General features: G+C 50.2%; 24 protein-coding genes. 13 read left to right on the top strand and 11 right to left on the bottom strand.

All coding sequences use genetic code 11. The annotated features are described in order from the left end of the window. Nucleotides 1-8 precede the first annotated feature (8 nt). The gene (locus tag AC5OW4_RS00120) at nucleotides 9-470 is read left to right on the top strand and encodes a YbaK/EbsC family protein (protein ID WP_072683137.1); all 462 of its coding nucleotides are present in this window, start codon (nucleotides 9-11) and stop codon (nucleotides 468-470) included. A 44-nt stretch (nucleotides 471-514) separates the two neighbouring features. Here the strand turns inward: AC5OW4_RS00120 and AC5OW4_RS00115 are convergent, their stop codons facing one another. Both AC5OW4_RS00115 and proC read right to left on the bottom strand, forming a co-directional pair. After that, nucleotides 515-997, bottom strand: a complete 483-nt coding sequence (locus AC5OW4_RS00115; RefSeq protein WP_072683138.1) for a type II secretion system protein — start codon at nucleotides 995-997, stop codon at nucleotides 515-517. 87 nt (nucleotides 998-1,084) lie between these two features. After that, nucleotides 1,085-1,870, bottom strand: a complete 786-nt coding sequence (gene proC, locus AC5OW4_RS00110) for a pyrroline-5-carboxylate reductase (RefSeq protein WP_072683139.1) — start codon at nucleotides 1,868-1,870, stop codon at nucleotides 1,085-1,087. A 146-nt stretch (nucleotides 1,871-2,016) separates the two neighbouring features. On the opposite strand from proC, the gene AC5OW4_RS00105 reads away from it, so the two are divergent. Further along, entirely contained in the window at nucleotides 2,017-3,255 is a 1,239-nt protein-coding gene (locus AC5OW4_RS00105; protein WP_072683140.1) for an HD domain-containing protein, read from the top strand. 228 nt (nucleotides 3,256-3,483) lie between these two features. Continuing rightward, complete coding sequence (locus tag AC5OW4_RS00100; RefSeq protein ID WP_072683141.1) at nucleotides 3,484-4,266, top strand: hypothetical protein; 783 nt, start codon at nucleotides 3,484-3,486, stop codon at nucleotides 4,264-4,266. Here AC5OW4_RS00100 and AC5OW4_RS00095 read toward each other — a convergent pair. Then, nucleotides 4,249-4,413: a hypothetical protein gene (locus tag AC5OW4_RS00095; RefSeq protein ID WP_159432745.1), complete on the bottom strand. Its 165-nt coding sequence runs from the start codon at nucleotides 4,411-4,413 to the stop codon at nucleotides 4,249-4,251. The two genes, AC5OW4_RS00100 and AC5OW4_RS00095, sit on opposite strands and share 18 nt — an antisense overlap. A gap of 119 nt (nucleotides 4,414-4,532) precedes the next feature. Further along, the gene (locus AC5OW4_RS00090; RefSeq protein WP_072683142.1) at nucleotides 4,533-6,419 is read right to left on the bottom strand and encodes a transglycosylase domain-containing protein; all 1,887 of its coding nucleotides are present in this window, start codon (nucleotides 6,417-6,419) and stop codon (nucleotides 4,533-4,535) included. Between the two features lie 118 nt (nucleotides 6,420-6,537). Between AC5OW4_RS00090 and AC5OW4_RS00085 the strand changes: the two genes are divergently transcribed. The 4 genes from AC5OW4_RS00085 to AC5OW4_RS00070 all read left to right on the top strand — a co-directional run bounded on the left by AC5OW4_RS00085 (nucleotide 6,538) and on the right by AC5OW4_RS00070 (nucleotide 9,736). Further along, a complete protein-coding gene (locus AC5OW4_RS00085; protein WP_072683143.1) occupies nucleotides 6,538-6,930 on the top strand; it encodes a YwiB family protein in 393 nt (130 codons plus the stop codon). After that, the gene (argS, locus tag AC5OW4_RS00080; protein WP_072683144.1) at nucleotides 6,927-8,573 is read left to right on the top strand and encodes an arginine--tRNA ligase; all 1,647 of its coding nucleotides are present in this window, start codon (nucleotides 6,927-6,929) and stop codon (nucleotides 8,571-8,573) included. Before AC5OW4_RS00085 ends, argS begins: the two co-directional genes overlap by 4 nt. 32 nt (nucleotides 8,574-8,605) lie before the next feature. Next, complete coding sequence (gene rpoE / locus AC5OW4_RS00075) at nucleotides 8,606-8,950, top strand: DNA-directed RNA polymerase subunit delta (protein WP_072683145.1); 345 nt, start codon at nucleotides 8,606-8,608, stop codon at nucleotides 8,948-8,950. 132 nt (nucleotides 8,951-9,082) lie between these two features. Continuing rightward, nucleotides 9,083-9,736, top strand: coding sequence for an HAD family hydrolase (locus tag AC5OW4_RS00070; RefSeq protein WP_072683146.1), 654 nt, complete (start codon nucleotides 9,083-9,085; stop codon nucleotides 9,734-9,736). Nucleotides 9,737-9,879: 143 nt separating this feature from the next. Here the strand turns inward: AC5OW4_RS00070 and AC5OW4_RS00065 are convergent, their stop codons facing one another. The 5 genes from AC5OW4_RS00065 to AC5OW4_RS00045 all read right to left on the bottom strand — a co-directional run bounded on the left by AC5OW4_RS00065 (nucleotide 9,880) and on the right by AC5OW4_RS00045 (nucleotide 15,457). Next, nucleotides 9,880-11,364, bottom strand: a complete 1,485-nt coding sequence (locus AC5OW4_RS00065) for a DUF1846 domain-containing protein (RefSeq protein WP_072683147.1) — start codon at nucleotides 11,362-11,364, stop codon at nucleotides 9,880-9,882. A 193-nt stretch (nucleotides 11,365-11,557) separates the two neighbouring features. Next, a complete protein-coding gene (locus AC5OW4_RS00060) occupies nucleotides 11,558-11,767 on the bottom strand; it encodes a cold-shock protein (protein WP_072683148.1) in 210 nt (69 codons plus the stop codon). 600 nt (nucleotides 11,768-12,367) lie between these two features. After that, on the bottom strand, nucleotides 12,368-13,186 hold the full coding sequence (locus AC5OW4_RS00055) for an HAD hydrolase family protein (protein WP_072683149.1): 819 nt from the start codon (nucleotides 13,184-13,186) through the stop codon (nucleotides 12,368-12,370). Between the two features lie 29 nt (nucleotides 13,187-13,215). Next, nucleotides 13,216-14,835, bottom strand: a complete 1,620-nt coding sequence (locus AC5OW4_RS00050; protein ID WP_072683150.1) for a DUF885 family protein — start codon at nucleotides 14,833-14,835, stop codon at nucleotides 13,216-13,218. A gap of 337 nt (nucleotides 14,836-15,172) precedes the next feature. Then, nucleotides 15,173-15,457 (bottom strand): hypothetical protein, encoded by a 285-nt coding sequence (locus AC5OW4_RS00045; RefSeq protein ID WP_493676489.1) that lies wholly within the window; start codon nucleotides 15,455-15,457, stop codon nucleotides 15,173-15,175. 437 nt (nucleotides 15,458-15,894) lie between these two features. Between AC5OW4_RS00045 and fba the strand changes: the two genes are divergently transcribed. Together fba and AC5OW4_RS00035 are read left to right on the top strand one after the other, a co-directional pair. Continuing rightward, complete coding sequence (fba, locus tag AC5OW4_RS00040) at nucleotides 15,895-16,761, top strand: class II fructose-1,6-bisphosphate aldolase (protein ID WP_072683152.1); 867 nt, start codon at nucleotides 15,895-15,897, stop codon at nucleotides 16,759-16,761. Between the two features lie 115 nt (nucleotides 16,762-16,876). Beyond that, nucleotides 16,877-17,731, top strand: coding sequence for a YitT family protein (locus AC5OW4_RS00035; RefSeq protein ID WP_493676488.1), 855 nt, complete (start codon nucleotides 16,877-16,879; stop codon nucleotides 17,729-17,731). Between the two features lie 98 nt (nucleotides 17,732-17,829). Here AC5OW4_RS00035 and AC5OW4_RS00030 read toward each other — a convergent pair whose 3' ends face one another. Further along, nucleotides 17,830-19,227 carry a sensor histidine kinase gene (locus AC5OW4_RS00030; RefSeq protein WP_493676487.1) on the bottom strand — a complete coding sequence of 466 codons (1,398 nt, stop codon included), beginning with the start codon at nucleotides 19,225-19,227 and terminating at the stop codon, nucleotides 17,830-17,832. A gap of 384 nt (nucleotides 19,228-19,611) precedes the next feature. Between AC5OW4_RS00030 and AC5OW4_RS00025 the strand changes: the two genes are divergently transcribed. The 3 genes from AC5OW4_RS00025 (at nucleotide 19,612) to AC5OW4_RS00015 (ending at nucleotide 22,799) form a co-directional block, all read left to right on the top strand. Then, nucleotides 19,612-20,058 carry a DUF3284 domain-containing protein gene (locus AC5OW4_RS00025; RefSeq protein WP_195395686.1) on the top strand — a complete coding sequence of 149 codons (447 nt, stop codon included), beginning with the start codon at nucleotides 19,612-19,614 and terminating at the stop codon, nucleotides 20,056-20,058. 85 nt (nucleotides 20,059-20,143) lie between these two features. Further along, entirely contained in the window at nucleotides 20,144-21,406 is a 1,263-nt protein-coding gene (gene murA, locus AC5OW4_RS00020) for a UDP-N-acetylglucosamine 1-carboxyvinyltransferase (protein WP_072683157.1), read from the top strand. A 178-nt stretch (nucleotides 21,407-21,584) separates the two neighbouring features. Then, a complete protein-coding gene (locus AC5OW4_RS00015) occupies nucleotides 21,585-22,799 on the top strand; it encodes a hypothetical protein (protein ID WP_195548020.1) in 1,215 nt (404 codons plus the stop codon). A gap of 90 nt (nucleotides 22,800-22,889) precedes the next feature. On the opposite strand, the gene AC5OW4_RS00010 is transcribed toward AC5OW4_RS00015, so the two are convergent. After that, nucleotides 22,890-24,398: a helix-turn-helix domain-containing protein gene (locus tag AC5OW4_RS00010; RefSeq protein ID WP_072683159.1), complete on the bottom strand. Its 1,509-nt coding sequence runs from the start codon at nucleotides 24,396-24,398 to the stop codon at nucleotides 22,890-22,892. 209 nt (nucleotides 24,399-24,607) lie between these two features. On the opposite strand from AC5OW4_RS00010, the gene AC5OW4_RS00005 reads away from it, so the two are divergent. Beyond that, a partial coding sequence (locus tag AC5OW4_RS00005) for a PTS sugar transporter subunit IIB (RefSeq protein ID WP_493676486.1) occupies nucleotides 24,608-24,923 on the top strand: 316 nt, incomplete at its 3' end.

The following is a 24,923-nucleotide window of genomic DNA, read 5'->3' as shown; positions in this document are numbered from 1 at the left end:
GTGATGTTATGGCGATTGAACAAGCCCGGGAATATTTAAAAGCATGGGGCTGCGCCGATCAGATCATTGAGCTGGAGCATTCCAGCGCAACGGTGGCGTTAGCGGCCAAAGCGCTGGGTACGGAGGAAGCGCGGATCGCGAAAACCTTGTCGTTTTGGGTGCAGGATCAGCCGGTGCTGGTCGTGACGGCCGGGGATCAGAAGATCGACAATGCGAAATATAAGGCGTTTTTCCATGTGAAAGCGAAAATGTTAAGCTATGAGGAAGTGGAACCGGTAATCGGTCATCCGGTCGGCGGCGTCTGTCCGTTCGGCATCCGTCCGGGAATTCCTGTTTATTTGGATGAATCGCTTCAACGGTTTGAAACGGTGTTTCCGGCCTGCGGCAGCGGCAACAGCGCGATCGAGCTGACGCCGGACCGGTTGTATGAAATCGCGCAGGCACAAGCGTGGATTAACGTGTGCAAATAAAAAAACATTCCGATCCACGTTTCCCGTTGACCGGAATGTTTTCGTTATTCTTCACGAAAGGATAACGGTTTGCATGAACCGGCAGCCTCACACTTTAAATAGGTACCGTTTTCATAGGTATAATAATCGGATTTAAATTTCTCACTTGTATAATATTGAATAAGATACGTCGTTTGCCCGTAAAGAATTGAATATCGTTTTGCGAGTTCCTCTCCGATCATTTCTTCGATTAATTCGGTAACTCTGATTTCATATTCCTGATTGCCTCCCGGCATGGCAGAGTTAAAAGGAAGGAGAACTTCGCTGTTCTGATTAAGGAGATAGCCTTCCTGAACGCGGGCCTTGATGTCGGCGGCGGTAAACGCTTTATCAATTTGTTTCAGATTATTCAATGCGGCGGTATCCGCTGCCGTTTCTGTGAAACCGGTCAGCTTGGGGACCAGCATGATTAACAAGGCCACCAGAATCGCAACAACGACAATGCATTCAATCAAAGTAAAACCATTTTTCTTTTTTTTCTCTTTCATCCTTATCACCGCATTAAGTATATCAATTTGACTGCGGTTAGTTATATTCAATTACAGTATAAAACTTTCTGATTGTGTAAAAAGGGATCAGCCGGAAATCTGGTTTGTTTTTTCAATGATCGCGTCGACCGCTTCCAGCATGGCTGAACGTAAGCCCAGGGCTTCGGCTTTTTCCACGCCGACGATCGTGCTGCCGGCTGGGGAACAGACCTGATCCTTCAAAATTCCCGGATGCAGTCCGGTTTCGCTCACCATCGCCCCGGCGCCTTTCACGGCCTGGGCTGCCATCGCATACGCCTGAGCGCGCGGAATTCCGTGTTTGACCGCGGCGTCGGCCATCGCTTCAATTATCATATAAATCAAAGCCGGGGTACTGCCGGTCAGGGCGGATACCGCGTTCATCTGCGCTTCCTCGATCACCGCGGTTTTCCCGGTCATGGCCAATAAGGAAAGCGCCAGCTGCTTTTCCGATTCCGTGACCTGGGCGTTAAACGTCAGCGCGGTAAACCCTTCCCCGACAGCCGCGCAGGTGTTGGGCAGGGAGCGGACCAGATGGACGTTTTCACCCAGGCGCCGGGCGTACCAGTCCAACGTCAAAGAAACGGCGATCGTCACGACGAGCGTTTCCGGCCGCAGCGCCGGTTTGATCTCGGCGAGCACCTCCGCCATTTTAACCGGTTTGACCGCCAGAAATAAAACGTCGCTGACCTTTGCCACTTCGGCTGAGGAATTCAGCTTCTGTGCCGGGAAATCCGTCTTTTCCGCTAAATGCGGCGAATACGCCGCCATCGCATAAGCCTGCGTTTTCTGAGTAATGCCGTGAATGATCGCCGATGCCATATTGCCTGTGCCGATCCAGCCGATTGTCGTCATAAAAAGTCCTCCTTTTTTTAGCCGGTCCTGCCGGTTTTCTTCGATTTGGTTTCATTATACAACAAACCGTCAACTTCGACCGCTCGTGAATTGTAATTATCCGGGGAAACCTTTAAAATAAAAGCAGAAAGGCCAGGTGGAAAACAATGTTTGAGAAACTCAACGAAGTCAAGGTGCTTCGCGATCCAATTCATGGCTATATTCACGTTGATCTGAAAGTGATCTGGGACTGCATCAACAGCCGCGAGGTCCAGCGGCTGAAGCGGATCCGGCAGCTGGGCGGGGCGTTTCAGGTTTATCATACCGCGGAGCATTCCCGGTTCGCGCACTCTTTAGGGGTGTATGAGATCGCCCGGCGGATGGTCGAGGAAGTCCGCGATCTGCGGGAAACGCTGAGCGAGGAGGAAAAGATTACGGTCATGGCCGCCGGTCTGCTTCATGATCTGGGGCATGGTCCGTTCTCCCATGCGTTTGAATCGGTGACGATCGCCAGGCATGAGGAAATGACGCGCCGGATTATTTTGGAAGACACGGAAGTCCATCGCGCGTTAGTCCGCTGCAGCCCATCGCTGCCGGAAAAGGTGGCGGCGGTGATCGACCACACCCATCCCAATAAAATTCTTGTTCAGATGATCAGCGGTCAGCTGGACGCCGACCGGATGGATTACCTGCTTCGGGATGCGTACTTCACCGGGACGAAATACGGGGAATTTGATCTGGAACGAATCCTGCGGACCATTCGCGTGCGCGATCATAAAATGGTCGTCAAGGAAAGCGGCATGCATTCCGTCGAGGATTACATTATGGCCCGCTATCACATGTACTGGCAGGTTTATTTTCATCCGGTATCGCGCAGCTTTGAGTCGATGCTCGCGCTGATGTTTTCGCGGTTAAAACAGCTGCGGGATCAGGACAGTCCGATTCTGGAACAAATTCCAATTTTCAACGCATTCCTCTCAGGACGCGGCGTCAGCGTCGAGGATCATTTTCTGATGGATGAATCCGCCTGCAACTACGGGTTTACGCTGCTGCGGCAATGCGCAGATCCGATCGCGGCGGATCTGGCGCGGCGGCTTTTGGACCGCGATCTGTTTCAGTCCTGCGAAATCCATACGCACGATCAGCTGGAAGCGATGCGTGCACGGTTGGTGGAAAACGGCTGGGATCCGACGTATTACCTGACCGTAGACGAAGTCCGCCAACGGCCGTATCAGCCTTATCAGGGAAATGAAAATTCGATGGTCTGGGTTTTGATGCAGGACGGCACGATTGAGGAATTATCCGATGCCTCGGTCATCGCGGCGGCACTGGTGCATGGGGAATCCAAGAATGATCTGCGGATGTACTATCCGCGGGAAATGGAGAGTGACCCTCCGGGCCGGTAAGCCTGTAAAATTCTCTGCGGAAAGATTCCAAAAGCTGGAAATCATGATATAATACGGCTGACGATCCGCGCGGTTTTCCATTCCTGCGGATCAAACACAAAAAGTAGACTTTCCCTGACAGCCCCGTAAGTCCGGAAATTTTCTGGAAACAGGGCTTTTCCTTTCGTTTTTTCGCTGTCATAAAATGTCTGATTTAATTGACAGATGTGAAAAAAGGGGGAGTTTTTAATGCGGTGGAAATGGTTGACGGAAAAAGAATACCGGAGCGAGGCCGGGCAGCGGCGGGTGAACGATCCCCGTTTTCTGGATCCAACGTTTCCCGCTTCATTTCGCCGGTGCTTTCAGGTAAAAGAAGGAAATCTGGACGTCATCGGCGTTATCAGCAAGGTCGAAAAACAGCTGATCGTGGGCGGCATTCTCGATGAAAATCCCGATGCACTGCGGCTGAGCCTTCGTTTTCATCATCGCCTGATGTGGCTGTGGGGCTTTCACAGCGGCTGGATCGGGGTTCCTTGCGGATCACTTTCAGGGCTGGCTGTCTCTGACGGCGGCTTTTTTCAGGAAGGCAATCCTGTTGGAAAAAGGAAAAAGTCCGGCCGATGCAGGGAGGGCGCATGCCGGATCGAATGGGAGAAGGATGAGGAAAGAACGGGCGTGGGCGTGCTGCGGTGTCAGATCGATCCCCAGCTTCAGATCCATCGGCTCGAAGTTCGGATTCTGACTTATAAGCAAGCCGAAGTAGCCCGGCGTGGAGAAGCCATCGCCCAGATTCATCATTGGAATCAGCTGGCGAACAAGGCCGGGACTCCGATCGACGCCGGCGGCCTGCGGTTTGTCTGGATCGGCGAGGAAGCCTGGATCAGCGCCCAACTCCCTAGCGCATATTGCGCGGATTACGAATACCTGCGCGATCAGCTGGCAAAGCAGCTGACGCAGTGGGGAAAGGTCTTGCGGCCGGACCCGGAAGTCGAGTGGATTCCCTGCCGCCGCCGTTTATTCATGCCGGTATAACAGAAAGGCGAGCAGCGCCATCTGACAGGTTAAACATGCCATGCCCGCGCTGTGATTCGCCCACAACAACGCGGGCCAGTTCATCGCTGCCCAAAGTCCAAAAAGTGTCAGAATGCCGGCCAGGCCGGTACATAACCCTCGGATCATCGCAATTCCTCCTGCCCCAGACTATGTTGCAGAAAAACGGAAGGTTCCAGAAATCGCCTTCCTTTTTTTCGTTAACAATCATTTCAGAAATAACCCGTCCAGGAAAGACGGCGTTCCGCTTACGGATCAGTGCGGCGGAACCAGTAGAGCGAACCGGCAGAGCTGGACTGTCCGCTGATCGGATCCACGCGCCGTTCCTCCAGCGCGGGGCTGAGCGTGTACCAGGGGCCGGGGGAATCCTGGGGATAAACGGTGTTGAAGATCTGCTTCCAGATCTGTTTCGGCACCCGCCGTTCCTCGTTGGTTTCCAGTTTCTCATTTTCATCATAACCGCTCCACAGCACGACGGTCATCTGCGGATTATACCCGGCGATCAGGCTGTCCCAGTCGCTGGATCCGGACTTTGCGGCCGTCGTTGTATAGGGCTCGTAGCCCAACAGGGAAGGCGTCATCACCTGCAGATTTTTGATATCGAACGGCGCCCGCAGCAGCTGGGAAAGCATCAGCGTTTCATCGCGGTGCAGCAGCTGTTTTGGATTTTCCTGGCGTTGGTAGAGGATGTTGCCGGCGTTATCGGTGACTAACCGGATCATCGACGGCTCGTCCACCAATCCCTCGGAAGCGAACGTGTTGTAAATCTTCGCCAGGTCGATCAGCGGGAAATGCGTCGCGCCCAAAGCCATCGCGGCCGTGGCTTCCTCAGATTCGATGCCGAAGGCGGCCAGACCGTCCGCCAACAGATCCATGCCCAGAAACAAATGCGTTTTCACGGCGTAGATATTATCCGACACGCCGATCGCATTGATCATCGAGATTTCCTTTTCCGGATAGACATTGCGGTAATTGGTCGGGGCATAAAACACACTTTGGGAGATCTGAAACTGGGTCGCGGTGGAAAGAAAGGTCGAGGAGGGAGACAACCCCTGCTGCAGGGCGATGTAGTAAAGCAGCGGCTTGATCGTCGAGCCGACCTGCCGGGTGGAATATAGCGCGCGGTTGTATTGGGAGGTCGTGTAGTCCCGGCCGCCGACCATCGCCAGAACGTTGAAGGTAAACGGCTCCAGAATTAATCCGGCGATCTGTTGATCGGTATCGGGCATGTGATCGTCGACGGCGTCCTGTAAAATCGTCTGCATCTGCGGATCCAGATAGGTATAGACGTTCAGCCCCTTTTCCAGCGTTTCCTGATCGAGGAAGCCCATCTCTTTCAGCTGCGTCAGCACGGCGTCCTTATAATACCCGCTGGAGCCCATGATTTTCTGGGTGGAAAAGTCCGCCAGCAGCACCGGCTGCGCTTTTGCGCTGTCGGCTTCGCTTTGGGAAAGCTTGTCGTTGTCAACCATCGCCTGCAAGACGACGGCCTGCCGTGAACGGGCGTTGTCCATCGAAATAAAAGGGGAGAATAAGGAAGGCCCGTTGGGAATTCCCGCCAGCATCGCCATTTCGCCTAAGGTGCAGTCGTCCAGCTCTTTGCCGAAGAAAAACGCGGCGGCCTTCTGGATGCCGTAGACGCCATGCCCGTAATAGATGGTGTTCAGATAGGTTTCGAGAATCTGATCCTTGGAGAAATGCATCTCCAGCTTCGCGGCATACACCGCTTCCTGAAACTTTCGCGACCAGGTTTGATCGAGCGTCAGAAACAGGTTGCGCGCCAGCTGCTGGGTGATCGTCGAACCACCTTCCACGATATCGCCGTTTTCAGCGTTGACCAGCACCGCTTTGGCGATTCGGATCGGATCCAACCCGTAATGGTGATAAAAACGCCGGTCCTCAATCGAGATCACCGCGTCGATCATCGTCTGCGGGACGTCCTCCAAATTTATCCATTCGCTGTTTTTCTGGTAGGTCGATTCATAAATTAAACCGCCCTGGTTATTATAAAGACGGATCCGGCTGTCCTGTCCCAGCAGCGGGACATACGATAAATAAGCGTAGCCGTAGAAGCCCAAAAGTGCCAGTAATCCGCATAACGTCAGGACGCATCCGGCTGTGATCAGTTTTTTCATCGTCCATCACCTCGCAGGTTTATTGTGGCCCGTAGAAAGAATTTTAAACTTATTGAAATTGACTATTGACAACTATTCAACAACCGTTATAATCATAGGGAATAAAGGAAAAAGAAACATGATTTCAAAACCTAAACAAGTTCGAGTCGTACGAACAGATCTGAACACTGGCCGGGCGGAATGCCTGTGCGAATGTGCCTGCGAGGTCGTCGGCGGGAATCAGCTTTTCTACACCGAAGAACCTTCGGGCTGTCCGGTCCGGGTTGAAATACAAAGTCAAAGCATAACGATCCAACGCAAGGGTGAAGCCGTATCCACGATGTTTCTGGTGCTTCATCAACGGTCCGTATCCCGTATTCAAACGGAGTTCGGTGTTTTTGAAATCGGCAATCTTACGACCCTTCTGGAACAAACGGAGGACTGTTGGCGCGTCGCGTATGAAATCGGCGAAGCGGGACAGCCGTCCGACCGCTTCCAGATCGAATGGTTTTTTAAGGAGGCAGAAGCGTGAATCAAATTGAAACAAACCTCAAAACCTGCATCATAAACGCGGTGAAACAGGCTTTTGATCTGGATTGGGAGAGCGGCGACGTCGTCATCGAAATCCCGAAGGAAAAGATCCACGGCGATTACTCGACGAATGCGGCGATGCGGCTGACAAAGCAGCTGCGGCAGAATCCGCGGATGATCGCGCAGCAGCTGATCGATCATCTGGATCTGAAGCAGGGCTCGATTGCCAAATGTGAAATCGCGGGTCCGGGCTTCATCAATTTCTTTATGGAGAGCGCAAGTCTGGCGTCGGTGATCGGCGTCGTGCTGCAGGAAAATGAAAACTACGGACGTTCCGACGCGGGCCAGGGACTGAAGGTGGACGTCGAATATGTTTCGGCCAATCCGACCGGTGATCTGCATCCGGGCCATGCCCGGGGCGCGGCGATGGGCGATTCCGTCACGCGGCTGATGAAATTTGCGGGCTATGACGTGACGCGTGAATACTATGTGAATGACGCGGGCAATCAGATCCGCAACATGGCGCTGTCGCTGCAGGCACGTTATCTGCAGGCGTGCGGGATGGAGGCGGAGGTGCCGGAAGACGGTTACCACGGCCCGGACCTGATTAAAATCGCGCAGGATCTCAAACAGGAATACGGCGAAGAGCTGGCGCATAAGGATAAAGCAGAAACTTATTCCTTTTTCCGCCAATACGGACTGCAGGCCGAGCTGGCGAAGCTGAAAGCCGATCTGGCGGCCTTCGGCGTTGAGTTTGACGTCTGGACCAGTGAACAGAGCATTTATGACCGCGGTATGGTGGACAAAGCGCTGAACACGCTGAAAGCTCAGGGCATGACGTATGAAAGCGAAGGCGCTCTGTGGCTGCGCACAACCGATTTCGGCGACGATAAGGACCGCGTGCTCGTCAAGAGCGACGGCAGCTATACGTATCTGACGCCGGATATCGCGTACCATGTCGACAAGTTTGACCGTGGCTATGATAAGCTGATCGATTTCTTCGGTGCCGATCATCATGGCTACATTGCCCGGCTGAAGGCGGCGGTGCAGTCGCTGGGCAAAAATAAAGACGATCTGGAAGTGGACATCATCCAGATGGCCCGGATGGTGAAAGACGGCGAAGAGTTTAAGATGTCCAAGCGGACCGGCAAAGCCGTTGCTTTAAAAGATCTGGTGGAGGAAGCGGGCGTCGATGCCGTCCGGTACTTCTTCGTTTCCCGGGCTGCGGATACGCACATGGATTTCGATATCGACATGGCGAAGAAGCAGACCAACGAAAACCCGGTCTACTATGCTCAATACGCTCACGCGCGGATGTGTTCGATTCTGCGTTCGGGAGCGGACATCGCGCTTGCGGATCATTACGAACTGATCACGCACGAAAAGGAACTCGATCTGCTTAAGCACATCAACGAGTTCGCATCCACGGTCGCGGATGCCGCCAAAACCCGCCAGCCGCACAAAATGTGCAATTATATCACCCGTTTGGCGCAGCTGTTCCACACGTTCTATGCCGATTGCAAAGTTCTGGATCGGACGAACCTGGAATTAAGCGCCCAACGTCTGGCGTTGGTGAAGGCTTCTGAAATAACTCTGCGCAACGCACTGACCTTGATCGGCGTCAGCGCACCGGAAAAAATGTAAGAAAGGACTGTTTCAAAGTGTCAAATCGTTCAATGACTGATGTTGCTTATCAACTGTTAAGCAAAAAGAAAAACAGCGTCACCTTCAACAAGCTGTGGGATGAGGTTTCTCAAATCATGGGTTATTCCGAAAATGTGGCTGAACGGAAAATCGCCTCGTTCTACACGTCGATGATGCTGGACAACCGTTTTACGTCCCTGGGCAACAACAAGTGGGATCTGCGGTCACGGCATACGTATAACGAAACGCACTTTGATACCAGTGCGATCGTCCTGGAGGACGACAATATCGACGAGCTGGACGAACTGGACAGCTTCGAGGAAGACGCGGAAGTCGAAAAAGTTCCGTTTGAAGAATCAAACGACGAAAGTTTCTGATGGGGAAAGGGCAGCGCAGTCTGCCTTTTCGTTTGGAAAAAGTGATGCGCAAAGAAAACGTTTTGCGCTTTGCGCAAGCGTGTTTATCAATGGCGTTTCAGGCAAGAATCATAGCGAGTGAGGTGAAAAAGGATGAAAATGGTAGTCTGGGATTGGAATGGGACGTTATTGGACGATGTGGAGGTCTGCATCGAAACGGTCAACGCGATGCTTCGCCGGCGGCATCTGCCGCAGCTGGAAAGCGTGGATCAATACCAGAATGTGTTTACGTTCCCGGTGATCAATTACTACCGGCAGGTTGGTTTTGATCTGGAACGGGAAAGCTTTGAGGCTTTGTCAACGGAATACATGCGCGGATATCACGAACGGGCCGTGCGCTGCGGCTTGTTTGCGGATGCGGAGCCGGGGATCCGGCAGCTGCGGGAACAGGGGGTACCGTCGCTGATTCTTTCCGCTTCCCGGCAGGATCATCTGCGCATGCAGACAGAACAATGCGGATGTACGGACTGGTTCAGCGATCTGATCGGAATTTCCGATATCTATGCCCGGGAGAAGCTGAGCGCCGCCCAGGCGTGGCTGAAGAAAAATCCGCAGCCGGATCGGGAAATGATCATGATCGGGGATTCCCTGCATGACGCGGAGGTTGCGGAAGCGTTAGGCTGGGATTGCATTCTGATCGACCGCGGCCACCAAAGCCGCAGGCTTCTTGTCACTTCCGGCAAGCCGGTCGTGTCCAATATTTTGGAAGCGGTCGCGTTGATTTCCGCTTCAATAAGTGCTGGATAACCTTTTTGCCGTGGAAGAAAGCACCCGGCGGGTGCTTGTTGGAGAATGAGCAGAGGATGAATAAAGTTTCCAGTTAAAATAAAAATGCAAATGAAAAGCTGCGGCACAGAAGACTCGGATGAATCTTTGTGTCGCAGCTTTTGTTAACGATTATACAATCTTTTCTTCTGATACACCGGCTCGCATGTCAGATTCATGCCCAGCTTTTTGAATGTCGACGAATCGACTTCCGAAAGCAGCACGGTGGAATGAACTTCGCAGTCCTTCAGCTTTTTCAGCTGCTGCATCGCCAGATGGGATACCGGATTATTCGTCGCGGCAATCGCCAGGGCGATCAGGATCTCATCGGTATGCAGGCGCGGGTTATGATTGCCGAGATGCTCGACTTTCAGCTTCTGAATCGGTTCGATGACATTCGGGGAGATCAGCGGGATATTGTCGTTGATGCCGCCGATTTCCTTTAACGCATTCAGCAGTGCGGCGCTGGAGGCGCCTAACAAATTGGAAGTTTTTCCAGTGATGATCCGTCCATCGTTCAGTTCGATGGCCACGGCCGGCGCTTCGGTTTCCGCGGCTTTATTTAAGGCGGCGGTAACCACCTTGCGGTCTTCCTTTACAATCCCGGCCTGGTTCATGATCAGTTCGATTTTCTGAACGGATTCTTCCGTTGCCAGATCGCGGCGGTAATCGCACAGCGCTTGATAGTAGCGCCGCAGAATTTCATCTTCGCTGGCCCGGCGCGCCGCTTCATCGTCGATGATGCAGTTGCCGACCATATTGACGCCCATATCGGTCGGCGATTTGTACGGGGATACGCCCGCAATCTTTTCAAATAAAGTATTCAAGACCGGGAATACCTCCACATCGCGGTTGTAGTTCACCGCAGTTTCGCCATACGCTTCAAGGTGGAACGGGTCGATCATGTTGACGTCGTTGAGATCCGCCGTCGCCGCTTCATAGGCCAGATTGACCGGGTGCTTTAACGGCAGATTCCAGATCGGGAAAGTTTCAAATTTGGCATAGCCGGCTTTGATGCCTCGCTTGTAATCATGATACAACTGCGACAGGCAGGTTGCCATTTTGCCGCTGCCGGGTCCCGGGGCGGTGACGACGATCAGTTCACGGGTGGTTTCGATGTATTCATTCTTGCCATAGCCTTCGTCGGAAACAATGTAGGAAACATTGCTTGGATAGCCGGGGATCGGATAATGCAGAACGACGTTGATACCGAGATTTTCCAGTTTCTTCTTAAACAGATTTGCGGTGATCTGGCCGGCGTACTGTGCGATGACGACGCTGCCGACATACAGGTCAATGCTGCGGAAGGCGTCGATCAAACGTAAGACATCCAGATCGTAGGTAATCCCCAAGTCGCTGCGGACTTTGTTTTTCTCAATGTCCGTCGCATTGATGACGATGACGATCTCGACAGATTCCCGAAGCTCCATCAACATTTTTATTTTACTGTCCGGCTGAAATCCCGGGAGTACGCGGGAGGCATGGTAATCGTCAAAGAGCTTGCCGCCGAACTCCAGATAAAGCTTGTTATCAAATTGTTTGATGCGTTCTTTAATTTTGGCAGACTGCATCTGCACATATTTTTCGTTATCGAAAGCCAGTCTTTTCATAGTCTATACCCCTTAAAAACTCAATTTCATATTATATCAGAAAGAGATCGAGAATGCCATTGAAGAAATGGTAAAATAGGAAGGTTCTGCGAAGCGTTTAAAACAGGACGATCTGAGGGGCAGGCAGGACTGGAAAACTGACGAAACTGTCAGTGAGAACATAGAAAAAAACCCTTTCGGGTTTTTCAGTTTTTTAGAGAACTGTGACGTTAACAGCGCGGGACTTGTTGCTGCGAGCATCGTTTTCAATCTCGAAGGAAACCTTCTGGCCTTCTTCCAGTGACTTGTAGCCGCTGCCGTTGATGCCTGAGAAATGAACGAAGATATCGCCCTGGCCCTGATCATCCGTGATGAATCCGTAGCCCTTGTCGCCGTTAAACCATTTTACTTTTCCTGTACTCATTTTAAGTACCTCCTTTAGTGGGAATAAGAAGCTACTCAAGGTATAAAAAATCGCATAACTTCAGGGATTTTTGTACATTGAGTGATAATTACAATCCCGTTACGCGATCATAGCTATTGCTTAATATTACTTCTTCAGTATAACAGGTTTTAGCCCGATGTCAAACAAATAAAAAAATATTTTTTCCCCGGGTTCCCATTTCTTAAGGAGGAAGCAGAAAGACAGACAGGAATCCGTAAGATAGGCAAAAGGGCCTCGGGTCCAAGGGAAGGGTTGAAAATGAGAAAGCGGAACAGGTTGATGCTCAGCGTGCTTCAGGGAGTGATCAATAAGAACAGGGTGTTTTCTAAATCTGCGAGAACATCCCGGACTCTGAATCTATCGGACATTCAAAGCGGATCAGGATCTCTTTTTTCTTCCGCCTAAATGAATAGCGACATCCCAGCTTCATTCATTGCCACAAATTGTTGATTTCAATATTTATGATTCCTGACGTCTTTGCGGCTTCGCTGAGTTGTTGTAACCTGCTCGGCAGGAGCTTCCGTGCCGTTCTCTTAAAAACAGGATAGAACTAACTGATTTTCTTTCATGGATACCGATTCAGATCAACCCCAGGAGCGTATGCATGGCGTAGGCAATTCCATCTTTATCGTTGCTTTGCGTTTGATAACGGACCTGACTGAGCAATTTCGGATCGGCATTCCCCATGCCGACGCTGTTAGGAAAGCGGGTCAACATTTCCAGATCATTCCAATCATCGCCGAACACCGCGATTTCTTCCGGTTTCAGATTCAGCAGGCAGCGCAGGTGATCAATACTTTTGAATTTGCTTGCCTGGCGATTTGTGATTTGCAGCACCTTGCCCTGATCGGTCAGATAGACGTTCGCCTGATTCACGCTCATCGCGCGGCAGCGATCTGTCAGCGACAAGGACAGAGCAGTGACGGAATCAACAAGATTTTCAAAGTAAATCAGAATTTTCACCGTTTGTCTAACCACTTCCGGCCCCAGCAAAACGCAGAGGCGCGGATCAATGCCCCATAACGGATAGGCAAAGTCGGCTAACGGTTCATTGAAGGCGTGGAATTCATCCTTCAGCTGCAGCGCAAGATGCAGTTCAGGGACTGCTTGAACGGCTTTCACGCAGCTGGCGACGATTGCGGCGGGCAGAAACGTGTATCGTGTCTGCCCATGCAGCTTTTCGCAGGCGCCGTTGCAATAAATTCCGCCGTCAAATAAGTTCAGTTCGATTTCCGTCCAGCCGAGCATTGTTTCCAGCAGCGGCGCCCGGGCCGTGGCGATGAACAGGGAAATACCTTTCTTGCGGCAAGCCTGCAGCGCTTCCCATGTGGAACGCGCCAATGTTTTCTCAGAGGTTAACAACGTGCCGTCCAGATCAAAAAACAGTGCTTTTATCATTGCGGATTCCTCGCCTCTTAATGATGATCCTACGCAAACCGGTAAAGGCTTGGATAGTCGTGCAGAATTGACCAGCGGGCTTGCTCGCTGCAGGTTAACAACAGGCGCAAGCTTTCCATACTGATCTGTCCCGCTTCAAATAACCGCCGGGTCATCTCATCCGCCGGCAGCCCCAGTTCCTTTTCCAGCTGTTCGATCTTTTTCAGACCATAGCAGTAACAGGTGAAATAACCGAACATGTCTTCCTGAGCCAGAACCTGACCGCGTGCGGTCTTCGCATCAAAGCCCAGTTCCCGCCGGTATAATTCAACGACTTCACCGATCGTGCGGTTTTCCCACCGCAGCATCAGATCAGCCTGAATCCGCACTGACGTATGGTGCCGGCGGTAAGCTGTGAACAGCGGAAAGTAAGGATCTTCCGCAAAGATTGATTCGTAAACGTGCTCGCTGCGGTGCGCTGTGCCTTCGATCAGCGGGTCAGCCTTTGGCCCGCGGCGCATCGTTTCCGGCAGCGGATCGCTGTTGACCCGCAAAAACTGGATGTGATGGCCGAAATAGGCTTCATGAATCGTATTGACCTTAATCCAGCCGTCGCTGACGGCGGTGTAGTTGGTTTCATTTAAGAACATCCGGCCGTGCAGCGGACGTTCGTACGGACAGCCGTCCATGTAACCACCCCACGGGAAGGATTCTCTGAGTTCCTCCGGCACTCCGGTCAGATCGCAAATTTCATCAATCGGATGCCACAGTTTCTGCTTGCTGACCGCTTTGACGCGGGCCAGATATTCATGACCGCGGCGGAACATTTCCTCAGCGCTTTCGCAAGCCCCGGCCTTTTCGTCCAGCAGTGCTCGAACCTGAGTCATCGTCGTCACCGGCGTATCGCTTAACCGGTTGGCAATCGCGAAGACGTTGGCCCGCGTCGCTTCAATTTCATCTTTATACCAGGAAAGCAGATCTTCCAGATCGACACCCAGCTTCATGGCCAGCGTGCGCCGGTAACTTTCCGGATCCGTGTTCAGGCGTTGATCCTCGTCTTTGATTTCCTGACCTTCATTGACGCCGGCCTCGCGCAGCAGGTCAATCCAGCGGGACAGCGCCTGGACGCCTTCGCTCAGACGATGCTTGACTTCCACTTCCTGGGCGTCCAGCTGAGGGATAATCTGTTCGGCCTGGCGTTTGAGCGCAGCGCTGCGGGATAAGATGACCGGCAGATCCTTTTCGTCAAAATCGGGGAACCGGCGTTCCAGAGCCTGCAGGCAAGCGGGCAGCGCAGCCCATTGATCGCCTAAAATAGCGATGCGCAGACTGCGTCGCCGCTGATCCACGGACCACAGCTGCTTTAACGCATGCTGGATTTCACCCAGCTGAACCTGCGGATGCGTCCAGAAATCTTCCGCTTCCCAAGTCAGAAAATCAAGAACGTCATGGAAATGGTGGATAAAAAAATGCGAGGCTTCATTGTCGTCTGTCAGCTGATCGACACGATAGCGCAGCTGGTCTAAGGTCTCGGCCAGAGCCTGACGATGTTCTTCATCCGGTATCCAAAGGGTGCGTTGGTAAATCTGGCGGCTGTGCAGCCGGTCGCCGGCCAGCGCCAAATCGCGGTCCAACTGACGGATGATCATAATCTCCTGCGGTGATTGCATGATGAAATCCTCCTGTTAACTTGGCTATAACTATAATGAAATTCAGTCCGATTGGCAAGTACCCAGGCTGAATCCTGAGTCCGCAGCGGCAAAGAAGCTGATCAAACTATTTTCAGTTCCTTCACTGAAAAAACAACCGTGCTCTTCATGAAGATGACAGTGAAGTCAATGCCGCTCCCCCCCTGCACAAAAAACGGTTCAGCGGAAGATCGAAAAAGAGTCCTGTTCAAACATCGTTATCTTCCCTATTGAAAATCTGCGGATCTGCACGTTCCCTCTTTTACCTAAAATAAAAAGAACCGTCGCAAAGCTTGAATGCTCTGACAGTTCTCTTAGTTTACGATAAATTTGCCGGTGCTGAGGAGTTCTCTTTCTCGTTCGGTCCTCTTTTTTCCAGTTCTTCTTCCAGACTGAAAGTAATTTCTTCCAGGGATGCAACTAAGCTTTTCAGCTGTTCGATGTTCTTATTCAGCATTGTGCAGGCCAGATCCAGCGATGCGGAAGCATTCGGATCTATCCCTTGCGTCCCTTTTCGAATTACGTTAAGGACGGAATCATCCAGGTTGTCTACGATCGAAGCGAGATCCCAAGCGATGTCGTAAATTTCTGAACTTTTATTCATACTATTCCTCCGGTTGGAATTATATCCAACAATTTCTACTATGACAATCATTTTTTTAGTGAAGTTAAGTAAAAAAATCACTAAAGCAGGTGATAAAACGAAATCGGTAATCCTTACTTGTAAACCCTCTTTATATTACACCCTGACAATAGTATTATACACAAAAAAGTTAATAATTCTTCATAAGTTAACCAAAAATGGGTAAAATTATCCTCTTTTTTTTCAAAGTATTTTGTTTTGAGAGCGAATCTTGGCATCGGAGATTTAAAATCTGTGCTTTCTTCAAATTTTCTCACAAAGTGGCAGATCAGCATTTTTGACTGAAATCTGAGGATTGTTCGGGATGTGTTCTTTTTAATGCAAAAGCGCGGTTGCAGACTTCTCAAATTATGAAAAATGGAGTAGAATAAGGGCGTAGAAAATAGGAGGATACATTTATGGCATTAGTTTCCGCAAAAGAAATGATCGAAAAAGCGCATGAAGGTCATTATGCAGTAGGCGCATTCAACATCAATAACATGGAATGGATTAAATCCATCCTGGCTGCAGCTGAAGAAGCCAAGTCACCAGTCATGTTAGGCGTTTCGGAAGGCGCTGGCAAGTATATGGCTGGATTCAAGAATGTTGTCGCCATGGTCAGAGAAATTCATGACTCCATGGGCATCACCGTTCCAGTTGCTCTGCATCTGGATCATGGTTCATTTGAAGGAGCCAAGGCCTGCATTGAAGCGGGATTCACTTCTGTCATGTTTGACGGTTCGCATTACGATTTCGAAGAAAATGTTGCGAAGTCGAAAGAAATTCTGGAACTGGCTCATTCGAAGGGCATTTCCGTTGAATGTGAAGTCGGCGGCATCGGCGGCGAAGAAGACGGCGTTGCCAGCATGGGCGAATTGGCAGATCCGCAGGAATGCGCGAACATCGCGGCGCTGGGCGTTGATTTCCTGGCTGCGGGCATCGGCAACATTCATGGCAAATATCCGGCTGACTGGCAGGGTCTGAACTTTGACCGTCTGGCTGAAATCCAGGCTTCCACCAATGGAAAACCGTTAGTTCTGCACGGCGGCAGCGGCATCCCGGCGGATCAGGTTGCCAAGGCAATCTCCCTGGGCGTTTCCAAGATCAACGTCAACACCGAACTGCAGCTGGTTTTCGCAGCCGCAACCCGGAAGTACATTGAAGAAGGCAAAGATCTGGCCGGCAAGGGCTATGATCCGCGTAAATTGCTGAAACCAGGCGCAGAAGCGATCACCAAGAAGGTCATCGAAATGATGAACCAGTTCGGTTCCGCAAACAAGGCGTAATCGTTTAAAAACTGAGATCCTCGAAAACCGGCGGAGAAATCTGCGGGTTTTCTTTTTTTTATGCCGGGGGAAAGCTTATAATAAGAAGGATGAATTGTCAACGAGGAGGTCGCTTATGAAATCGTTAAAACAAAAGGGGAAGGATATTGTCTGGGTTGTGGCGGGCAATGTTGTGCTGGCGCTGGCCGTCAGTATGTTCATCCTGCCCTATGATATCTTGTCAGGCGGCGTCGCCGGCGTGGCGGTTGCGCTGCAGCCGTTGATTCCGCTGCCAGTTACGCTGATGGTCAATCTGCTGGTCGTCGGGTTGTTTATCGTCGGAGCCTGTTTTCTGGGAAAAGACTTCGCGATGAAGACCATTTTGAGTTCGTTGATCTATCCGGTGTTTCTGACGTTTTTCAGCGGCCGGGTGCCGGTGCTGGATCTTGATCCAATCCTGGCTTCTCTGTATGGCGGACTCTTAGGCGGTACCGGCGTGGGGATGGCGTTACGAACCGGGGCGAGTACCGGCGGCATGGATATTCCGCCGCTGATCGTCCATAAGCTGACGCACATTGAAATTGCCAAGCTGGTGCTGATCACCGATGCGCTGACCGTGCTGCTGGGCGCATTTACCTATGGCCTGGAAGCGGTGCTGGTCGGCTTTGTTTCCGTCTGGGCTTCTTCCGTGGCGATTGATAAGGTGCTGATGTTCGGCGGCCAGCAGGCCAAAGCGATTCAGATCATCTCCGATCAATATGAACAGATCATTGAACGAATTCATTCCGAACTGGAACGCGGCACAACGCTGATCGAAGCGCAGGGCGGCTTTACCTGTGAAAAGCGGAAGATCATCCTGGTCGTCATCACGAAAAATCAGTATCCGGCATTGATGGAAATGGTGACGGCGATCGACAAGGAAGCGTTTGTGATTGCCAACGATACGCATGAGGTCAAAGGCTTCGGCTTCAGCTTTGAGTTCAAGGTTTAATAGCAGCCGGCAAGCCAGGGTGAATCCAATTCGTCTTTGGTAAAGGACATCTAAAATGATATTGTCTTTCTCTGCGAATTCCAGTTTCAATTTGACGTTTAATCTGAATTTGCGGCCGCTTCATTTTCATCAGCCAGCGTCGATAATGGAAATTGCAGAATTACCTGAGCGCCGCTGCCATCCGGAACGTTGCCGGGAATCATGCGGCCACCTTCAATCTGCATTGCCTGCGAAACGGTATATAAGCCCAGACCCGCATGGCCATGACTGCTGCGGGCTGATTCATAACGGTAGAATGGCTCGCCGATATGATTCAGGCTTTCCGCGTGAAAACCGGGACCTTCGTCGCTGACTTTCAGGATCCAGCAGGTTTCCGTAATCTGGCCCATCAGCTGAACCGTCTTGCCTGAGGGGCAGTAGCGGATTGCGTTATCAAGCAGATTGATCAGCGCCCGGCGCAGCGTTTCCGCATGGATTCGGGCCTGGAAAGGCGGACAGAATACCGTCAATGTGATCGCTTTATTGCGGCACAATCCGGATACTTCCTTCATGCAGCGCCGGACCAGCGCGTCGATAGCGGTGACGCGGGGCTGTTCCGCCTGATTCTGGCTGCACGCTGCCTGCTGCAGCTGAAATACAACCTGACGAAGCTGACCGACATGGCGATTGATGGCTTCCAGACGATGCCTTGCTGACCGGGCTTCCTTTTGCAAAAGTTCGGCGTCGGTTTGGATTTTAGCCAGCGGCGTCTTTAAATCGTGCGCCAGCACGGTGATCTGGATCTCCCGCTGATTTTGCATATCCCATTGCTGGATCTGGGAATCCTTCAGTGCGGAGCGCATCGTATCAACGGAATTCAACGCCTGATTGAACTCGGTGAACGCGGTATCCTGAATTTCAAAATCAAGATTGCCGGAAGCGATCTGCGTTGCGGATTCTTCCAACGTGTTCAAAGCCTGTACAAGTTTCCGCCCGTAGTGATTGGCCGTCGTCAACAGGTACAGAAAGAGCGACAAGCCGAGTGCGCCGATCAACGGCCCCTGCAAGTTGGGGATCAGCGCGGCGAGTGCCGGGAGGGCGGGGCGGATTTCATAGCGGAATAAGAGGATGACGACTTCCGCCCGCAGGTCGGTGCGGAACCAGGTTTGCGTGCCGATCTTGCCGGTGTAGCTGCCGGTATAGAGAGAAAAATCAGTCAGCGCGCTGTCCGGGGACAACGAAGTATCTGCCAGCTGTTCATGACTGAACAGCACATAATCAAGACCATCGCCAACCTCAGCCGGATCAAAGAAATCCTGCCGCTGAATTTTACCGATCAGTTCCTGGGCCTGTTTCTCATTGTGATTGAGCCGCGTGTACCATCCAGCCTGAAGTCCCAGCAGAAACAGGAGCACAGCACTCCCCAAAAGCGCGAGTACACCCAAAGCGGTCGTCAGAAAATAGCGCCGTAAAAATTGCGCCAGAGTGTGAGTTTTTCGGTGTCTGCGTTTATCCATGGTTCATTTTCTCCCGGAAGTCTTAATCAGAATTGTGATTTCGTTTCGGCTGGAAAAGCGGCGATGGCTTTGTCTGTCCTACATTATTCTTTGCCTTGCGGTGGATTGTTATCTCTATTATAGCATGAAGTACCGGAAGAAATGAAACAGAGTGGAAGCACAGTGGGAGAGCGGAACATTCCGTTCGGTTTTCCAACGTCAGTTTGATCGAAAAAAAAGCGATCCTTATTTATGTTGATCAAAGCGCCTGCCGGAAGTTTTGGGATAAACGGCGCGGGAAAGGAAAGTTCAGGAAAGCGAAAACTGCCGGTAAGGACTTGGAAATTGTGGCAATGCCGGGGAGTTCACGGTATAATAGGTACGGATAAGGTAAGGATGAGGTTTATGCAGATACAGCACGAGTTTCCCTGTTCTGCCGTGCAGTTTTTCAATTTCATGGCACGGCGGATTGCGCAGGATATTCAGATCGAAACCGATAAGAAATTGACAATCGCCCAGATTCATGAGGGCATGAAATATGATAAGAAGGTTCTGGTTTCAGAAAGGAAGCAGCGGGTCGGCAAGGCGCAGGTCGCGGTATACGACAAGCCGGGTCATGTCCAGCTGCGGGTCGATATGTTTGACGGTACGCAGGTGATTGACACCCGATGCGCCGCGCTGGGCGAGGATCGTTGTCAGGTGACGTACAGCGAGGAATTCCTGCCGTCCAGCATGGAGAAAAAACTGGCCATCGCCAGCTTTTCCTGGATGGGCAGAAAGAATAACAAAAAGAAGCTGCAGAAACTGATGGATCAATGGGAAGCAGAGATTCGTCAGCTGTATTGCGAGTAAGGTTTCCGCGTTCATTGAATCAGGGAACAATCACGTTTTCAGCCAAACTTAATAGTATGATAGTGCAATGAAAGGAGCCCAACCGATGGAAGAAGTATTTAAGATTGAAGGCGGTCATCAGCTGAACGGAGAGGTCAGAATCAGCGGGGCGAAGAACGCGACGGTGGCTTTAATCCCGGCCTCCATTCTGGCTAACGGCCCGGTGACGATCTGCGGCGTTCCGGATATCGCGGACGTGGAGTCGTTATCGACCTTGTTAGAGGAATTGAACGTCGCGGTGGTGCATAAGGATCGGGGGCATCTGATCATCGATCCGACGGAGATGATCAACTGCCCGCTGGAACATCCGGCGGTTACGAAGCTGCGGGCTTCCTATTATTTCATGGGAGCCTTGTTAGGCAAATACAAGCATGTGAAAATTAAAATGTCGGGCGGCTGTTATCTGGGGCCGCGGCCGATTGATCTGCATCTCAAGGGCTTTGAAGCGCTGGGGGCGAAGGTCGACTACCAGAAAGGGTGTTATACGATCGAAGCGGAAGAATTGATCGGAACAAAGATCTTCCTGGATATTTCTTCGGTCGGCGCGACGATCAACATCATGATGGCGGCGGTGTATGCAAAGGGCCGCACGACGATTGAAAACGCGGCGAAGGAGCCGGAAATCATTGACGTTGCGACGCTTTTAAACAAGATGGGCGCGCATATCCGCGGCGCGGGGACGAATGTGATCACGATTGACGGCGTGGATTATTTATCCGGCTGCTTCCATGAGATCATCCCGGACCGGATTGAAGCGGGCACGTTTATTATCATGGCGGCCGCGGCGGCTAAGGAAATGAAGATTACCAACATTATTCCGCAGCATTTGGAATCGTTATTGTCAAAGCTGCAGGAAATGGGCGTGGATATGGAAGTCGACGTGGACAGCGTGACGATCCGCGGCGGCGGGAAGCTGCAGGGCGTGGATATCAAAACGCTGCCATATCCTGGGTTTGCGACAGATTTGCAGCAGCCGTTATCGGCGTTGCTGACGCAGGCGGAAGGCAAGTCGACGATCAAGGAAACGATATATCCGGAACGGTTTAAACATTGTATCGAACTGCAGCGGATGGGCGCGGATATCAGCGTCGGTCAGGGCAGCTGTACGATCGAAGGAATCACGCCGCTCTATGGCGATCGGGTTACTGCAACGGATCTGCGCTGCGGCGCCAGTCTGGTAGTGGCGGGCTTGCTAGCGGAAGGCGTGACGGAGATTCATGAAATTTATCACATCGAACGAGGCTACGATGATCTGGATGGCAAGCTGCGGGCCTTGGGCGCAAACATCTGGCGGGAAACGATCGAATAGCGCCATTATGAAATCAGAAGATCTGAGCGGACAGCGTGTCTGCGCAGGTCTTTTTTATTTTAGACCGCAAGTTTGGAGGCTTGAAAAACTGTCATTGAATTAAATTGATAATCCTTGTTTCCGATTGTTTGAAATTTGGAGTATGATTGAGATAGAAATGGATAAGGAGGGATCGGAAATGAAGAAAGTTTTGATCATGGGTCTGTTATTGATAGTGTGTTTGAGCGGCTGTTTTAGCGAAGGTCGTCTGAAACCGGGAATTCATGGGACCTCAGCGGGAAAGGAAATGGAAAAATTTCTGGAATCCAGGCCGGATAAGAACCTGTCAAACCCAAGTCTATCCGATTATCAGATTAAGACATCCCAAAATTTTTATTTTTATAATTTTACAGCGAAAGATCTTTCAACGCTGGATTTATCTTCGCTGACGTTATCCGAGCTTGCGAATGAAACGATGTTTACCGCAAGTACAAAATGGCCGGATACGTTGACGAACCTGGACATTGAGCAATTTTGGAAACAAGCCTGGGGCAAACCGTTAGGCGCAGCGCTTTTCCATGAAAATGGAATCACTGGAAAAGGCGTGGGAATCGCGATCATCGGACCACAGCTTTACGTTGATCATCCTGAATACAAAGATAATTTGAAACTCTTTTATGGGAACGAAGATCCCTTATCTCAAAATTTGATCAGTACGCTTGGAAGCGGCGCAATGTTGTCCAATCTGGCGGGAAAGTCGCTGGGGTATGCCCCGGAGGCTTCAATCGCTTATATCGTCAATTCGGGATATGATGAAAAGGGGAAGCAAGACCTTTCCTCCATCCTTGAAAATCTGGATTCCTTGTTGGAATATAACAAAACCCTGAAAAAAGATCCGATCCGGATGATTCTTATTTTCTCGGATATGAACAATCAGGACAGCGCTTATGATGCATATCAGACGAAAGTCGAGGAATTGAAACAAGCGGGGATCGAAGTGTTGACCAGAATGCCCTACTTTAATGGTCATTACTTCACCACGCTGGCTAAAATTCCGTATGCCCCGCTGGATGATGTGAATTCCTACTATTTCGATAAGGCCGGGGAAACTCCAGATCATGTGTTGTATCTTCCTTATGCCAACCGGGTCCTGGCTTTTCCGGGAGAAGAAAACTATGTTTACTATCCGAGCCGTTTGGATGTAAACTATGGTACGATATCCACCCTGGCTGGTTTTTACGCGCTGGCCCTGCAGATGGATCCGAGCTTAACGCTGGATGAATTTGTCGAGATTGTCGCCGATTCGACGATCACATTAAGACCCGATAAGGAATACCGGGTGACAGGATTGGAAAATGTGATTTATCCGTCCCGCCTTTACGATCATTTGACGGCAAGAATGAAAGAAAATTAGATAGATAAAATGGCTTCAGAATACTTGTTATGGAATAAAAATGCAAATACCCCTTTCAATGATCAGATCTGGAAAATATCCAGATCTTTTTTATTTGTCTGTTCGATTCTGTTTCCGGTACTGAATTGGCGAAAGTCCGGTTGCTTGATGAAAAATCCGGCTGAAATATAAGCTATCTGTATAGCCGCACTGAACGGCGATTGTTTTTATTTTTTCCTGTGTGTTTTCCAATAGATAAACGGCATGTTCCAAACGAATTTTTCTTAGCATGGCCATAACAGATATCCCGACTTCTTTTTGAAAGGTTCGGGCTAAATGAGCTTCGCTTACACTTTGAAAGTCCGCCAGCTGGGTCAAGGTCAGAGACTGCGTATAATGAGTTTGCAGAAAAATTAAAGTTTCTCTTACAATTTTTGAGTATTGATAATTTCCATTTTCCTGAATCCATCGGAAAATTGTACGTACAGCTTCATCTAAAATGACCTTCAGATCTTCAAGATATTCGCAAAACTGGATCGTCAGGATTAACTGTGAGAAATCACGGAAATCACGAAATCCTCTCTGCAAGCCTAGATAACGAATCTTGGTAAATAAAGTAATAAAAAATTCCTGAATATCATGTGGATAAATATGATGCTTTATAAAATAGCGGATCGCTGATTCTTTGACATCTGTAAGATTTTCCAATGTTATTTCCTGAATTTGCTGGAAACGTTCCTTCTGATAGACAGGATTGAATTGCTGGAGCGACCGAAAAGCAATAATTTCAGAAGGCTTCAAAAAGATTCCGGGCTGCTTAAAAAAACATGTTTCATGATTGTCGATGAGTTGAATCATCTTCTGAGCGAAGCCATTTAAGCTGGTGCAGACTTCAGACATAGTGAAAGAAAGCGTCAGGGACGTTGTTTCTGCAAGTTTTTTCTGCAAAGCTGTCAGTTGTTCGGGCAGCCCGTCTATATCCTGATCAGAAACCAGGAAAAGGCCGGAGTGATTCTTAATAAATAAAAGCTGATGTTTCATCGTAAGCGTCTGCGCAATTAGATTTTGCAAAGAATTGCGGAATTGCCGTCGGTTTTTGATGATTTTGGCATAGGCTTGATGAATGTTGTCAATTCGGAAATAAATCATGTGATAGGCAGCGGGATAACTGGCAAGAGCGGCTGAAATTTGTGCGTCAGCGGCCGCAGAAGGCCGTAGCTGCCCATCTTTGATCAAACCCAATAACTGCTGCAAACCTAAACGCGGATCGGATTCCCGGCCAATCATGGGAATCGCGGGCAGATTCAAAAGAGCAGGATCCCAATCCGGCAGGTAATCCCACACCCCGCTGCGGAAAGCCCGACGAACAGTGGGATAGGTTAAATCATTATGAATCAGAACAAAACGTGTCGGCAACGATTGCTTTTGAATCAGATATAACAAATCCCAGGCAGTGCCGTTGACCAGATCCAGTTCCGCGATTAAATAATCCGGAATGTATTCCTGAACCTTTTCTTTTGCGTCGATGAAATTTGATACCCTTGCGATGATATTAAACGAGCCTGCCGGCAATGCCGGAGAATCAATCGCAAACTTACCGGCTAATATAACGTTAATCATAGCTATTCTTCCTTCAGATGATAAAATATGGATAATTTTGATTTTGAATGCACGATTATATTAGAAGTATAAATTAAATTGATAAATATTACAATTTAAAAAATCCCTTTCCGGAATGATCTTGACGGTGGTCCTGATTGAAATATAAACTGGAATTAAGCAAAGCGAGCGCTTACAAAATTTGCTGAAAACAAACAGGAGGACTCTCTATGATTCAACTCATTCGCAGCGATGAACGGCTGATCCACGGACAATGTATGACTCAAATCGTCAAGACCTACGATATACAGGAGATTATCGTTATCGACGATGCCACTGCCGAAAATGCACTGTTAAAAAGAATTTTTACGATGGCTGTCCCGAAAACCATGAAGGCCGCGGTCTATACTTTAAACGAAGGCGTCGATAAAGTAAAAGAAGCGCTGAACAATGCCGTGAAGACATTAATTTTAATGAAGACTCCGGTACCCATGGTCGAATTAATTCAAAGAATTCCTGAATTGAATAAAGATTTAAATATTGCAT

The organism is Holdemania sp., from assembly GCF_986127675.1.
The sequence above is the reverse complement of the archived record's forward strand: the minus strand, read 5'-3'. Positions and strand labels throughout refer to the sequence as shown.